Genomic DNA, 12347 nt, shown 5'->3' with positions numbered 1-12347 from the left:
CGCAATCAGACATTTATTTCTATTTTTGCTTTCTTTTTTAATCATGCTTAGCCTTCACTGCGATCTGTTACGCGCATCGAAGTGAGCTAAAGGCACGTGTTATTCGGGTGACAAAAGCTTTGGAAATCCAAGCTGCTATCTGTATGATCGTCACCCATGATGTGCATCACGATTATTGTCTTTGCGATAAAAAGCAGTTTCGCAAAAAAATTGCGCGTCGATTATCCCATTAATAACGTCGTGATAGCAACTAAATTATTACTCAAATCAGTGATTAGGCAATGTCAGAAAAATCTCCTTTAAAAGTCAGCTTTGTAACCGTAACTGAAGATCAGCAAGGTCAGAGAATTGATAACTTCTTAGTGACCCATTTAAAGGGGGTGCCTAAGAGTGCAATTTATAAAATTCTTCGTAAGGGAGAGGTAAGAGTTAATAAAAAGCGCGTTAAGCCAGTTTATAAACTGCAAATGGACGACTTAATTCGTATTCCACCTATTAAAGTGGCTGAGCGAGAAGAGTTTGTACCAAAAAATCTAGATAAAATATCTGCCCTAGAAGATGCTATCTTATTTGAAGATCAATATCTCATTGTGATCAATAAACCTTCAGGTATGGCTGTACATGGCGGAAGTGGCTTGAGTTATGGCTTAATTGAAGCGTTACGCGTTTTAAGGCCACAAGAAAAAAACCTAGAACTTGTGCACCGTTTAGATAGAGACACATCAGGTTGTCTTCTTATCTCCAAGAAACGTTCTATTTTAAAAGGACTCCACGAGCAACTCCGTGAAAAGACCATGGAAAAAAACTACTGGGCATTAGTGGTAGGAGAGTGGGCGGCAAAAATTAAGAATGTTACTGAACCTCTTCGAAAAAACACCTTACAGTCGGGTGAGCGAGTTGTACGAGTAGATGAGGAGCAAGGTAAGGCATCACATACTCGCTTTAGAGTGCTTGAGCGTTTTGACGGTTGTACGTTAGTGCAAGCATCACCAGTCACAGGTCGTACTCACCAAATTCGTGTTCACACTCAATGTAAAGGCCACCCGATTGCGTGTGACGATAAGTATGGCGATCAAGTCTTCGATAGCCGTATGAGAGAAATGGGTCTGAGCCGTTTATTCTTACACGCCCATGATCTTCGCTTTTTGCACCCAAAACATGAGACAACTATGCATGTTGAGGCGCCACTAGATAAAGCATTAAATAATGCTTTAAAAACATTAAGAGCCAAGTAATGCAGTATAAACTTGTTATTTTTGATTGGGATGGCACTTTAATGGATTCAGTGCCAAAAATTGTGAATGTTTTAAATCTTGCAGCCAAGCAATGTGGTGCCGAAATTCCGACCGATGATGAGGCTAAATCTATTATCGGCTTATCTCTACCGACCGCGGTTGCAAAGCTATTTCCACATGATGAAGACAAGTGGAAAGCGTTAGCACAAGCCTATAAAACGGTTTACAAAGAAGGCGATAATACGCCTACCCCGTTATTTACAGGTGCAAATGAGTTACTAGATGCTTTAGCTGGGAGTCAAGTGCAACTGGCTGTTGCGACAGGTAAATCTCGTACAGGGCTAAACCGCTTAATGGCTGAAACATCAACTGAAGATTACTTTGTGACTACTAAAACAGCTGATGAAGCACAGTCGAAGCCGAATCCTGATATGTTAAATCAAATTTTAACGATTACAGGTGTGGCTGCTGAAGATGCCATTATGATAGGTGATTCATTATTAGATATTGAAATGGCTAAGCAAGCGGGGGTTGCAGCGGTTGGATTGACTCATGGTGCCGCAACTCGAGCAGCGCTTGAAAAGACCCAAGCGCTGGCTGTACTAGACAGTTTAGCTGAATTACAAACTTTTCTGTTGACTGAGCAACACATCGACGTCAAAGCAAGCTAACAGTTCGGTTAATCTAATTAAAGGCAGCCCAATTAATGAATTTGGATCGCTGCCTTCTAATTTCTCAAACAGGCAAATCCCTAACCCTTCGCTTTTAAAGCTGCCTGCGCACTGGTAAGGCGTTTCAGCATCACAATATGCCTCGATTTGTTCGAGGGTTAATTTCTTAAAATGAACGTTGAACGGTTCAACAATGACTTCTTGTCGGTCAGTTGCTATATCGTACAAGCACAATCCGGTTAAAAATCTCACTTTATTGCCACTGAAGCTTTGCAGCTGTTTGATGGCATTTACTCTTGTATGAGGTTTGCCGAGTATTTTACCGTCGTAAACAGCCACTTGATCAGAGCCAATCACCAAACCATCTTTGAATTTGTTATTGGCTGCTTTTGCTTTTAATACACTTAATCTGGCTACCAGCTCTTCTGGTGTTTCATCTCGTAAATGACTTTCATCAACATCAGGTGAAAACGATGAGAAAGGAAGGTTTAATTTTTTTAAAATTTGCTGCCTAAATGGCGAGCTTGACGCTAAAATAAGAGGAGTTTTCATAAACACTTAGTTGTCAAAATACCAATGGCGCTAGAATAGGGCGCAATAGAGCGAAAAACAAAGGAAACTTTGATTTTTATTTTGACTAAGACATTAACTATCTATATGATGCAGCCCCTATGCAAAAGGTGAAAATTCCCATCACTCTTGATCCTTGCAGAGCAGCTCAACGCAGACTCAGTTATGACGGCGTTGTTCAGCTTGAAGAACTTTCTCGTTTAGAGCAAGTTGTGCAAGATCAAACTGGTGAAATAGCGGTAGACATTCATTGCAGTAATGATGAACAAGGGTTAGTTGTAATTCGCGGTTCTTTCCGTGCGCATTTAACCGTTATTTGTCAGCGTTGTAATGGTGATTTAGGGTTGGATTTGGAACATGACTTTGCTTATTCACCGGTTAAAGCGGGTGATGAGTCGGACCATCTTCCTGATTGCTACGATGTGGTTGAACTGAATGAAGAAGGTGAAATAAATCTTCGTCAACTTATAGAAGACGAGCTTATTTTAGCGATTCCTATAGTACCAACTCACGACGAAGCATCTTGCGCTTATTCCGAAGAGCCTGCGAGCTTTGGTGAAGTAGTTGCAACAGAGAGCAAACCAAATCCATTTGAAATTTTAAAACAACTTAAGAAAGATTCTTAGGAGAAGGCTAATGGCTGTACAAAAAAGCAAAAAGTCTCGTGCAAGACGTGGCATGCGCCGTTCACACGACGCAATCAGTGGACCAGCTCTAACTGTAGATCAGGTTTCTGGAGAGACTCATCTTCGTCACCACGTGACTGCTGATGGTTACTACAAAGGCGAAAAAGTAATTTCTAAATAAGAGATTGCTTTTATGCTGACTCATCTAACCATTGCGTTAGATATGATGGGGGGCGATTACGGCCCCCGTTCATCTATTCCAGCCGCAATTTCTGCGGTAAAAAAATATCCTCATCTTACATTGCTCCTGTGTGGCGATGAAAACTGTATTTCTGACGCTTTAAGAAAACATAAAGCAGATGCACACCCAAGACTGATTATTAAGCACTGTAGTGAAGTCGTCTCTAATAACTGCGAACCGGCGCAAGCGCTTCGTAATAAAAAAGACTCTTCAATGCGTGTCGCTTTAGATTTAGTAAAAAGCAAACAAGCACAAGCTTGTGTTAGCTCAGGTAATACAGGTGCACTTTTACTGATAGCGCATTTTGTATTAAAAATGCTACCCGGCATCAAACGGCCTGCACTCATTTCAGCTGTACCTACAGAAAAAAAACAACCTGTATATTTACTGGATCTTGGTGCGAACGTGCATTGTGATGCCCAGAGTTTGTTTCAGTTTGGCATTATGGGCAGTATTGTTGCCGGCGAGACCTGTAAAGGTGATAGACCAAAAGTGTGTTTGCTTAATATTGGCTCTGAAGACATTAAAGGCAATGACACAATTAAAGAAGCCGCGAATATGATGAAGGCAACGCCTTATATTAACTACGTAGGGTTTTGTGAAGGCAGTGATATGTTTTCAGGTAAAGCCGATGTTGTAGTTTGTGAGGGGTTTGTGGGTAATGTCGCACTAAAAACATGTGAAGGTATTGCTAAACTTATTATGCATAAGTTTACAAAAGCGTTGAAAAAACGTTTTTTCTACCGATTATTAGCCGTATTGCTCAGTCCAATCATAAAAAAACTCTACAGAAGGGTGAACCCCGACCAGTATAACGGTGCAAGTCTGGTAGGATTGCGTGGTATTGTTGTGAAAAGTCACGGAAATGCTTCGAACAAGGCGTTTCTTGCTGCAATCGAAGAAGCCATCAGAGAAGTTGAAAAACAAGTTCCTGAAAAAATAGAAGCGACCTTCGAACAAATTGCATTAGATGAAGAACATTCGCCATCGTCCCTCGAAAATAATTAACTTGGGGTGAGGGTGGCATAACTATTATTATAAAGAGCATTATATGTCACAGAAAATTGCACTTTTATTCCCAGGTCAAGGCTCACAAGCAGTTGGTATGCTTGCAGAGTTACTTGAATCATCAGAAATTGTAAAAGCAACATTTGCAGAAGCGTCGGAAGCGCTTGGTTATGACTTAGCAAATCTTGTTGTTAACGGTCCAGCTGAAGAACTAAATCAAACTCATCGTACACAACCAGCATTACTAACTGCGAGCGTTGCGGTTTACCGTGAATGGTTAGCAAGCAATGCAGAAGTTGAGACCGTTCTAGCTGGTCACAGCTTAGGTGAGTACTCAGCTTTGGTGTGTGCAGGTGTAGTAAGTCTTGCTGAAGCCGTAAAATTGGTTGAGAACCGTGGTCTTTATATGCAAGAAGCCGTACCAGCAGGTGTAGGTTCAATGGCTGCTATTATCGGTCTTGATGACGACAAAATCCAAGCAATTTGTGCTGAGCTTTCGGGTGAGCAAGTTGTTGCACCAGTTAACTATAACTCTCCGGGTCAGGTTGTTATTGCAGGCCACAAAGAAGCGGTAGAAAAAGCATCTGAAGCGTGTAAAGAAGCAGGCGCAAAACGCGCACTTCCATTAGCGGTAAGCGTGCCTTCTCATTGTGAACTAATGAAGCCTGCGGCAGAAAAACTGGCTGCTGATTTAGAAGCGCTTGCATTCAATGCACCGAAATCAAGCGTGATCAACAACGTTGATGTTGCCATTGAAACAGAAGCGGCAGCGATTAAAGATGCGCTAGTGCGTCAGCTATACAGCCCAGTGCGTTGGACTGAAACAGTTCAAGAACTTGCAAAGCTTGGCATTACACAAAGTTACGAATTCGGCCCAGGTAAAGTATTGAGCGGTCTAGTTAAACGTATTGATAAGTCAATTGCATGTGCATCAGTAAATGATGCAGCAGCAATTGAATCTGCTAAATAAGAAGAGATAAATAATGAGCAATCTATTTTCATTAGAAGGTAAAATTGTTTTAGTAACAGGTGCAAGCCGTGGTATCGGTAAATCTGTTGCTAATGCATTAGTTGCACAAGGTGCGATTGTTGCGGGTACTGCGACGAGCGAATCTGGCGCTGAAAAAATTAGTGAATATTTAGGCGAAAACGGTAAAGGTTACGCGCTAAACGTGACGGATGCTGATTCAATCACAGCAACGTTAGCGGCAATTAAAGCTGATTTTGGTGATATTGACGTGCTAGTTAATAACGCGGGTATCACTCGTGATAACCTACTTATGCGTATGAAAGACGATGAATGGAACGACATCATCGATACCAACTTAAGCTCTATCTACCGTCTTTCTAAAGCGGTTCTTCGTCCTATGATGAAGAAAAAAGCAGGCCGTATCATCAACATTGGTTCTGTTGTGGGCACGATGGGTAATGCAGGTCAAGCAAACTATGCAGCTGCAAAAGCGGGTGTAATTGGTTTTTCTAAATCTCTAGCACGTGAAGTGGCTTCTCGTGGTATTACAGTGAACGTTATCGCACCAGGTTTCATTCAGACTGACATGACTGATGAGCTAACTGATGAGCAAAAAGCAGCAACGCTTGCTAACGTGCCTGCAGGTCGTTTAGGTCAGCCTGAAGAAATTGCAGCTGCTGTATGTTATTTAGCGTCTGATGCGGCTGCGTACGTATCAGGTGAGACTTTGCATGTAAATGGTGCGATGTACATGGTTTAATTGCTGTAGATCATAAAAAAGATTCAATTAATTTTTTGTGATCTTGCTGCAATCTTACTTGAAATTGCTATTAAAATAAGCGATAAAAGTATAAATTAATTTATAACAGGTTTGACCAGATCAAAATATCTGAGCAAATCCTTGAAACCCAGAATTATGCGCCGTACACTACGCCGCAATCTGAAAATAACGCAAATGCGTTTTAATAAAGGAAAGAAGAATGAGCGATATCCAAGAACGCGTAACGAAAATCATTGTTGAGCAACTAGGTGTTAAAGAAGAAGAAGTTAAAAACGAAGCGTCTTTCGTAGACGACTTAGGTGCTGACTCTCTAGACACTGTTGAGCTAGTAATGGCTCTAGAAGAAGAGTTCGACACTGAGATCCCTGACGAAGAAGCAGAGAAAATCACTACTGTTCAAGCAGCGATCGACTACGTTACTGCTCACGCTGAGTAATCAAACGTATCACTTGGGGCAGCATTCGCTGCCCTTAGTCTTTTCTACCCCCTCATAAAAATAATCAATCCCTTTTGGAGGAAACCGTGGCTAAACGTCGAGTCGTAGTAACTGGCTTAGGTATGTTGACGCCGCTAGGTAATGATGTTGCATCAACCTGGCAAGGCTTACTAGAAGGCCAAAGTGGCATTTCTAACATCACGCACTTTGATACCACAAATTTTGGAACTAAATTCGCAGGTCTGATCAATGACTTTGATGTCACTGAGTACATGCCGAAGAAAGAAGCCAAAAAAATGGACTTGTTTATCCAATATGGTGTTGCAGCAGGGGTTCAAGCTTTAAAAGACTCAGGTCTTGAAATCACTGACGAAAATGCAGCACGTGTAGGTGTCGCTGTAGGTTCAGGTATCGGTGGTTTAACATTAATCGAAGAAAACCATGTAAAACTACTTAATAGTGGCCCACGTAAGCTGTCACCGTTTTATGTGCCTTCGACAATTATCAATATGATCTCTGGTCACTTGTCTATCATGCATGGCTTGAGAGGTCCAAATATTTCAATCGTTACTGCTTGTACAACTGGTTTGCATAACATCGGCCATGCTGCGCGCATGATTGCTTATGGTGATGCAGATGCAATGGTTGCAGGCGGTGCGGAAAAAGCATCTACGCCAATTGGTATGGGTGGTTTCAGTGCAGCACGTGCACTTTCAACACGTAATGATGATCCACAAGCTGCTTCTCGCCCTTGGGATAAAGACCGTGATGGCTTTGTACTGTCAGATGGTGCGGGCGTGATGGTACTTGAAGAGTACGAACATGCAAAAGCACGCGGTGCAAAAATTTATGCTGAGCTAGTTGGCTTTGGTATGAGTGGCGATGCATTCCATATGACGTCACCACCTGAAGATGGTTCAGGCGCGGCGCTTGCTATGGAAAATGCCCTAAAAGATGCGGGTGTAAACGCTGAAGAAGTGGGTTATATCAACGCACACGGTACTTCAACGCATGCGGGCGACAAAGCTGAAACGCAAGCGGTTAAGTCTATCTTCGGTGCCGCTGCTGATAAAGTGATGGTTGGTTCATCTAAATCAATGATGGGTCACCTCCTTGGCGCTGCAGGCTCTGTTGAGTCAATTATCACAGCGCTATCGTTACACGACCAAAAAGTATCACCGACCATTAACCTAGATAACCCAGATGAAGGCTGTGATCTAGATTATATTGCTCACACAGGTCGTGACGCAAAACTTGAGTATGCTTTATGTAACTCATTCGGTTTTGGTGGAACCAATGGCTCGTTGCTATTTAAAAAGGTATAATCTTTAAATACGGCGACAAACTATTAAAGAAAGCCTGGCAATGCCGGGCTTTTTTGTGATTAAAATGAGCTTAAAAATAACAACCACAATCACACCTCAAGACCGCGGCTTCCAATATGGCGATGGCTTTTTTACCACCGCAGCCATTAAATCAGGCAAAGTCCAACACTGGGATTTTCATCTCACACGCCTACAATCATGTGCCAAAGCACTATATTTTCCAAAAATTGATTGGCAACAGTTGCAACTCGAGTGTGAAAAGCATGCGGCAGAGCATCAATTAGCCGTATTAAAAGTGGTTATCACCAGAGGTGAGGGAGGGCGTGGTTACCAAGCGCCTGACGAGCCAAGCCTCAATGCGATTGTCTCCATCCTTCCTTTTCCCACACATTATGCTGATTGGCAGGCTCAGGGGATCAAAGTGAGCACTTCAAACGTAAAATTGGGTCATCAGCCTTTGTTGGCTGGCTTAAAAACGTTAAATAGACTTGAACAAGTGCTGATCAAACAAGATGCCAAGCAGTTTACTGATAGCCATGATGTGGTAGTGTTAGACATTCATAATCAAGTGATTGAAACATCAGCAGGAAATTTGATTGGTTTTAAAAATGGTGAGTTATTTACACCTAAATTGTCAAAAGCAGGAATAAAAGGTGTTTACCTTAGTGCATTGCAGCAAGTAAATACCATTATTGAAGTTGAAGAGAGTATCGGTTTTTGGTCTGATATGGACGTGTTGTTTACTTGTAATAGTTTGATGGAGTTAGTGCCAATTATTCAATTAGATACTAAACAGTTTGAGCTTGAAGCTGCTTTAATCGTCAAACAGAGTTTAATGGGTTCCTTACATGCTTAAGAAGATAACTGCAGTCTTTGTGCTCTTGATGTTAATCGCTGTCGTATTTATTCAACAGCAAATCACACACTTCAAGCAGTTACAACTGACAAACATCTCTGAGCTATTTGAAGTGAAACGTGGTACGGGTGTTCATCGACTTTGTAATGAGTGGTTAGCGAAAGGCAATATTGATTCATGTTTTGCACTACAAGTATATGCCAAGTTATATCCTGCGAATACCTCGCTAAAACCAGGCTTATATGAGCTACAAAACTTAACCGTGTTAGAGGCCATTGATAAAATTCACCAAGGCCAGCAAAAACAGTTTAGTTTTACTGTGATTGAAGGTGACACTTTAAAAATGGTCCTCAATAAGCTCAAATCGGCTGATTTCATCGATTACGATATTGACGAGGCAACGCTTTCAGAGCAATTAGAAGTGACTAACTATGCGGAAGGCTGGTTACTACCTGAAACTTATTTTTATCATGCAAACGATAGCGCATTGTCGATAATTACTCGTGCACATGAGGCAATGAAAACAGAGCTCGTGCAAGTGTGGGAAAATAGAATGGCCAATTTGCCACTGCAAAATGCTTATGAGGCGCTTATATTGGCATCGATCATTGAGAAAGAGACGGGTTATGCAGGAGAGCGCAAAAAAATCGCTTCAGTGTTTATTAACCGACTCAATAAGAAAATGCGTTTGCAAACTGATCCAACGGTAATCTATGGATTGGGAGAACGCTTTGATGGCGATATTAAACGCAAAGATTTAAAAGAGCATACGCCTTATAATACATACAGAATAAATGGTTTGCCGCCGACACCCATTGCTATGCCATCAAAAGAGGCGATCATAGCGGCGACTCAACCTGATACAACTGATTACTATTATTTTGTTGCCATAGGCAACGGGCAACACCAGTTTTCTAAAAATTTAACGGATCATAATAAGGCCGTAAGACAGTATATTTTAAAGAGAAGTAATGACAGCTAAATTTATTGTGATTGAAGGCCTTGAAGGGGCTGGTAAATCAACAGCAATGCAAATTTGCCAACAGTTTCTTGCAGACAAGCAAATTGACTTTATTAACACCCGAGAGCCGGGTGGCACGCCAATGGCTGAAGCACTTCGAACGCTTGTAAAAAACCAATATGAAGAAGAAGTGGCAGGTGAAACTGAGCTACTGATTATGTACGCTGCACGTGCGCAGTTACTGCATAATGTGATCAGACCGAGTCTTGCTGCCAACAAGTGGGTACTGGGTGATAGACATGACATGTCTTCACAAGCTTACCAAGGTGGTGGCAGAGGTTTATCTCAAACCACATTGGATAGTCTTTCTGATATTGTGTTACAGGGCTTGAAGCCCGATCTCACCTTATATCTGGACATTTCACCAGAGGTGGGTTTATCGCGCGCACGTGGACGCGGAGAATTAGACAGAATTGAGTTAGAGGCGATTGAGTTTTTTGAGAAAACTCGCGCACGTTATTTGGCATTAGCTGAATCGGATGAAAACTGCGTGGTCATAAACGCAGAGCAAGCGATGGATAAAGTGCATGCTGATATTCTGGCGGCATTAGAAAACTTTTATCAGCAGGTTAATTTGTGATGATGCCTTGGTTAGAGCGTCCTTGGCAACAGCTCAATACGAGTTTTAAAGCGGGTCGCTTTCATCATGCTCAACTGCTTGCTGGGTTGCAAGGAGTAGGCAAGTTAGCATTAGCACAGGGGCTAGCTGATGCCATCTTGTGTGAAAATACTTCAGAACTTTTGGCATGTGGTCAGTGTAAAAGTTGTGGCTTAATTGCAGCACAAACTCACCCTGATAAACTGCTTGTCAGCTCAGAGGGGGCGACCATAGGTGTAGATGAAATAAGAGCAATCGGCGATTTCATCTATCATTCGGCGCAGCAAGGTGGTAACAAAGTAGTTATTGTTCACCAAGCGCATAAAATGACGCATTCAGCGGCCAATGCACTACTAAAAACCCTTGAAGAGCCAAATGCAAAACGCTTTTTGATTTTAACTTGTGATGATGTTGCGCAATTGCCAGCGACGATAGTTAGTCGTTGTGCAAAGAGCAATATAGCGGTTCAATCCGAGCAGCAAGTTAGGGCTTGGTTGACGCAGCAATTAGGTGATTACGCTGAACAGCCATGGATTAACTTGTTTATATCACAACCTTTGAAAATAAAGCATTGGTTTGAAACGGGTCAAGTTGAACAAATTAACCAATTATTCCATAGTATTGACACACTCAATCATACGACTGATGTGTCGCAATGTGTTGAATTATTGGTAAAATCACCAGAGTTGGTGAATGAAATGGGGCGCTTTGTTCAAGGGCGAATAAAGCAAGGTTTATACAATGGTGCTGACTTCTCAAAGATTACAGTCGCACAGCAGGCTTTGGCTGACTTTATAAAGGATCATCAACAGATCCCAGGCTTGAATTTACAATTAGCCTTGCTTAAGTTATTTACAGCGCTAAAACAGGCTTTGCAGTAGGGGATCACTATGCAAGTTTTACTTCTAGATTTTGAAGATTTTGACGAGTTATATCGTTGTTATATGCCCGCATTAAAGCACGGCGGCTTGTTCGTTAAAACTAACTCTCGCTTTGATATGGGGCAGCCTTTATCGCTTCGCGTGACTTTGCCAGATGCATTAGAAGAAGATGTGATTGAGGGCAAAGTAGTATGGATAACGCCGCAAGGCGCGCAAAATTCAAATCCACCTGGCGTGGGCGTTGGCTTTTCTGAGGGAAATGAAACAGTTAACGATAAAATCGTAAAATTGCTGGGGACAGCACTTAATTCAGAAAAACCCACCTACACCATGTAAGAGTAGTTATGATTGTAGATTCGCACTGCCATTTAGATAGATTAGATTTCGATAAACTTGGTTTATCACTCCCAGAAGCATTAGATGCAGCAAGACAAAAGCAAGTCGAACACTTTTTATGTGTAAGCGTCACACTTGATCAATTTCCGAGCATGCTTGAAAAAGTACAAGCATTTGATGATATTTCGGTCTCATGTGGTGTGCACCCTTTAAACCAAGATCAAGCTCTGGATAAAAGTCAGTTATTGTCATTGGCTCAACACGATAAAGTGGTTGCGATTGGCGAAACTGGCCTAGATTATTACTACTCAAAAGACACGCATTCAGTGCAACAAGAGAGTTTTGTTGGACACATAGAAGTGGCCAATGAACTGCAAAAGCCCCTGATTATTCATACCCGAGATGCCCGAACTGATACCATAGAACTGATGAAAGCCCATGGTGCCGATAAATGCGGTGGTGTTTTGCATTGTTTTACTGAAGATTGGAACATGGCAAAGCAAGCTCTTGATTTGGGTTTTTATATTTCAATCTCAGGTATTGTGACATTTAAAAACGCGGTTGAATTAAAAGAGGTGGTGAAGCAAATTCCACTAGATAGATTACTCATCGAAACTGACTCACCATACCTTGCGCCAGTGCCTTATCGTGGCAAAACAAACCAGCCAGCTTATGTACAAGATGTTGCATATTATATTGCTGACTTAAAAGGCATCACATATAAAGAGCTCGCAACGGCAACAACCAACAACTTCTATGATCTATTTAGCTTAGCCAAGCGCAAATAATCGT

Annotated in this window: 16 protein-coding genes; 15 read left to right on the top strand and 1 reads right to left on the bottom strand. The window is 41.8% G+C overall.

Going from position 1 to position 12347, the window contains the following annotated elements:
* Nucleotides 1-281 precede the first annotated feature (281 nt).
* Together rluC and ACH784_RS11230 are read left to right on the top strand one after the other, a co-directional pair.
* Nucleotides 282-1235 carry a 23S rRNA pseudouridine(955/2504/2580) synthase RluC gene (rluC, locus tag ACH784_RS11235; RefSeq protein WP_404390223.1) on the top strand — a complete coding sequence of 318 codons (954 nt, stop codon included), beginning with the start codon at nt 282-284 and terminating at the stop codon, nt 1233-1235.
* On the top strand, nt 1235-1906 hold the full coding sequence (locus tag ACH784_RS11230) for an HAD-IA family hydrolase (RefSeq protein ID WP_404390221.1): 672 nt from the start codon (nt 1235-1237) through the stop codon (nt 1904-1906). The genes rluC and ACH784_RS11230 overlap by 1 nt, the downstream gene beginning before the upstream one ends.
* On the opposite strand, the gene ACH784_RS11225 is transcribed toward ACH784_RS11230, so the two are convergent.
* Nucleotides 1856-2458, bottom strand: a complete 603-nt coding sequence (locus ACH784_RS11225; RefSeq protein WP_404390219.1) for a Maf family protein — start codon at nt 2456-2458, stop codon at nt 1856-1858. The two genes, ACH784_RS11230 and ACH784_RS11225, sit on opposite strands and share 51 nt — an antisense overlap.
* Before the next feature lie 119 nt (nt 2459-2577).
* Between ACH784_RS11225 and yceD the strand changes: the two genes are divergently transcribed.
* From yceD to ACH784_RS11160, 13 genes are all read left to right on the top strand, one after another.
* Nucleotides 2578-3102 carry a 23S rRNA accumulation protein YceD gene (gene yceD / locus ACH784_RS11220; RefSeq protein WP_404390217.1) on the top strand — a complete coding sequence of 175 codons (525 nt, stop codon included), beginning with the start codon at nt 2578-2580 and terminating at the stop codon, nt 3100-3102.
* A 10-nt stretch (nt 3103-3112) separates the two neighbouring features.
* Complete coding sequence (gene rpmF, locus ACH784_RS11215; RefSeq protein WP_058030134.1) at nt 3113-3283, top strand: 50S ribosomal protein L32; 171 nt, start codon at nt 3113-3115, stop codon at nt 3281-3283.
* A 12-nt stretch (nt 3284-3295) separates the two neighbouring features.
* Nucleotides 3296-4351 carry a phosphate acyltransferase PlsX gene (gene plsX / locus ACH784_RS11210; protein WP_404390215.1) on the top strand — a complete coding sequence of 352 codons (1056 nt, stop codon included), beginning with the start codon at nt 3296-3298 and terminating at the stop codon, nt 4349-4351.
* Between the two features lie 43 nt (nt 4352-4394).
* On the top strand, nt 4395-5321 hold the full coding sequence (fabD, locus tag ACH784_RS11205) for an ACP S-malonyltransferase (protein ID WP_404390213.1): 927 nt from the start codon (nt 4395-4397) through the stop codon (nt 5319-5321).
* Nucleotides 5322-5334: 13 nt separating this feature from the next.
* Complete coding sequence (gene fabG, locus ACH784_RS11200; protein WP_058030131.1) at nt 5335-6081, top strand: 3-oxoacyl-ACP reductase FabG; 747 nt, start codon at nt 5335-5337, stop codon at nt 6079-6081.
* A gap of 220 nt (nt 6082-6301) precedes the next feature.
* On the top strand, nt 6302-6538 hold the full coding sequence (gene acpP, locus ACH784_RS11195; RefSeq protein WP_058030130.1) for an acyl carrier protein: 237 nt from the start codon (nt 6302-6304) through the stop codon (nt 6536-6538).
* A gap of 86 nt (nt 6539-6624) precedes the next feature.
* Complete coding sequence (fabF, locus tag ACH784_RS11190) at nt 6625-7863, top strand: beta-ketoacyl-ACP synthase II (RefSeq protein WP_404390210.1); 1239 nt, start codon at nt 6625-6627, stop codon at nt 7861-7863.
* Nucleotides 7864-7927: 64 nt separating this feature from the next.
* A complete protein-coding gene (gene pabC / locus ACH784_RS11185; RefSeq protein ID WP_404390208.1) occupies nt 7928-8719 on the top strand; it encodes an aminodeoxychorismate lyase in 792 nt (263 codons plus the stop codon).
* Nucleotides 8712-9701 carry an endolytic transglycosylase MltG gene (gene mltG / locus ACH784_RS11180; RefSeq protein ID WP_404390206.1) on the top strand — a complete coding sequence of 330 codons (990 nt, stop codon included), beginning with the start codon at nt 8712-8714 and terminating at the stop codon, nt 9699-9701. Before pabC ends, mltG begins: the two co-directional genes overlap by 8 nt.
* On the top strand, nt 9691-10320 hold the full coding sequence (tmk, locus tag ACH784_RS11175; protein WP_404390204.1) for a dTMP kinase: 630 nt from the start codon (nt 9691-9693) through the stop codon (nt 10318-10320). Before mltG ends, tmk begins: the two co-directional genes overlap by 11 nt.
* Nucleotides 10320-11219 (top strand): DNA polymerase III subunit delta', encoded by a 900-nt coding sequence (gene holB / locus ACH784_RS11170; protein WP_404390202.1) that lies wholly within the window; start codon nt 10320-10322, stop codon nt 11217-11219. Before tmk ends, holB begins: the two co-directional genes overlap by 1 nt.
* A 9-nt stretch (nt 11220-11228) precedes the next feature.
* Nucleotides 11229-11555, top strand: coding sequence for a PilZ domain-containing protein (locus tag ACH784_RS11165; RefSeq protein ID WP_404390200.1), 327 nt, complete (start codon nt 11229-11231; stop codon nt 11553-11555).
* An 8-nt stretch (nt 11556-11563) separates the two neighbouring features.
* Nucleotides 11564-12343 carry a TatD family hydrolase gene (locus ACH784_RS11160; protein WP_404390198.1) on the top strand — a complete coding sequence of 260 codons (780 nt, stop codon included), beginning with the start codon at nt 11564-11566 and terminating at the stop codon, nt 12341-12343.
* Nucleotides 12344-12347: the final 4 nt, after the last annotated feature.

Source organism: Pseudoalteromonas phenolica, assembly GCF_044788725.1.
Taxonomy (GTDB): domain Bacteria; phylum Pseudomonadota; class Gammaproteobacteria; order Enterobacterales; family Alteromonadaceae; genus Pseudoalteromonas; species Pseudoalteromonas phenolica_C.
Note: the sequence above shows the minus strand (reverse complement) of the source record. Positions and strands in the feature narration are given on the sequence as shown.

What these genes read in the sequence shown, in the direction of transcription:
- rluC (WP_404390223.1), top strand. Translation starts at nt 282, where the DNA reads ATGTCAGAAAAATCTCCTTTAAAAGTCAGCTTTGTAACCGTAACTGAA.
- ACH784_RS11230 (WP_404390221.1), top strand. Translation starts at nt 1,235, where the DNA reads ATGCAGTATAAACTTGTTATTTTTGATTGGGATGGCACTTTAATGGAT.
- ACH784_RS11225 (WP_404390219.1), bottom strand. Translation starts at nt 2,458, where the DNA reads ATGAAAACTCCTCTTATTTTAGCGTCAAGCTCGCCATTTAGGCAGCAA.
- yceD (WP_404390217.1), top strand. Translation starts at nt 2,578, where the DNA reads ATGCAAAAGGTGAAAATTCCCATCACTCTTGATCCTTGCAGAGCAGCT.
- rpmF (WP_058030134.1), top strand. Translation starts at nt 3,113, where the DNA reads ATGGCTGTACAAAAAAGCAAAAAGTCTCGTGCAAGACGTGGCATGCGC.
- plsX (WP_404390215.1), top strand. Translation starts at nt 3,296, where the DNA reads ATGCTGACTCATCTAACCATTGCGTTAGATATGATGGGGGGCGATTAC.
- fabD (WP_404390213.1), top strand. Translation starts at nt 4,395, where the DNA reads ATGTCACAGAAAATTGCACTTTTATTCCCAGGTCAAGGCTCACAAGCA.
- fabG (WP_058030131.1), top strand. Translation starts at nt 5,335, where the DNA reads ATGAGCAATCTATTTTCATTAGAAGGTAAAATTGTTTTAGTAACAGGT.
- acpP (WP_058030130.1), top strand. Translation starts at nt 6,302, where the DNA reads ATGAGCGATATCCAAGAACGCGTAACGAAAATCATTGTTGAGCAACTA.
- pabC (WP_404390208.1), top strand. Translation starts at nt 7,928, where the DNA reads ATGAGCTTAAAAATAACAACCACAATCACACCTCAAGACCGCGGCTTC.
- mltG (WP_404390206.1), top strand. Translation starts at nt 8,712, where the DNA reads ATGCTTAAGAAGATAACTGCAGTCTTTGTGCTCTTGATGTTAATCGCT.
- tmk (WP_404390204.1), top strand. Translation starts at nt 9,691, where the DNA reads ATGACAGCTAAATTTATTGTGATTGAAGGCCTTGAAGGGGCTGGTAAA.
- holB (WP_404390202.1), top strand. Translation starts at nt 10,320, where the DNA reads ATGATGCCTTGGTTAGAGCGTCCTTGGCAACAGCTCAATACGAGTTTT.
- ACH784_RS11165 (WP_404390200.1), top strand. Translation starts at nt 11,229, where the DNA reads ATGCAAGTTTTACTTCTAGATTTTGAAGATTTTGACGAGTTATATCGT.
- ACH784_RS11160 (WP_404390198.1), top strand. Translation starts at nt 11,564, where the DNA reads ATGATTGTAGATTCGCACTGCCATTTAGATAGATTAGATTTCGATAAA.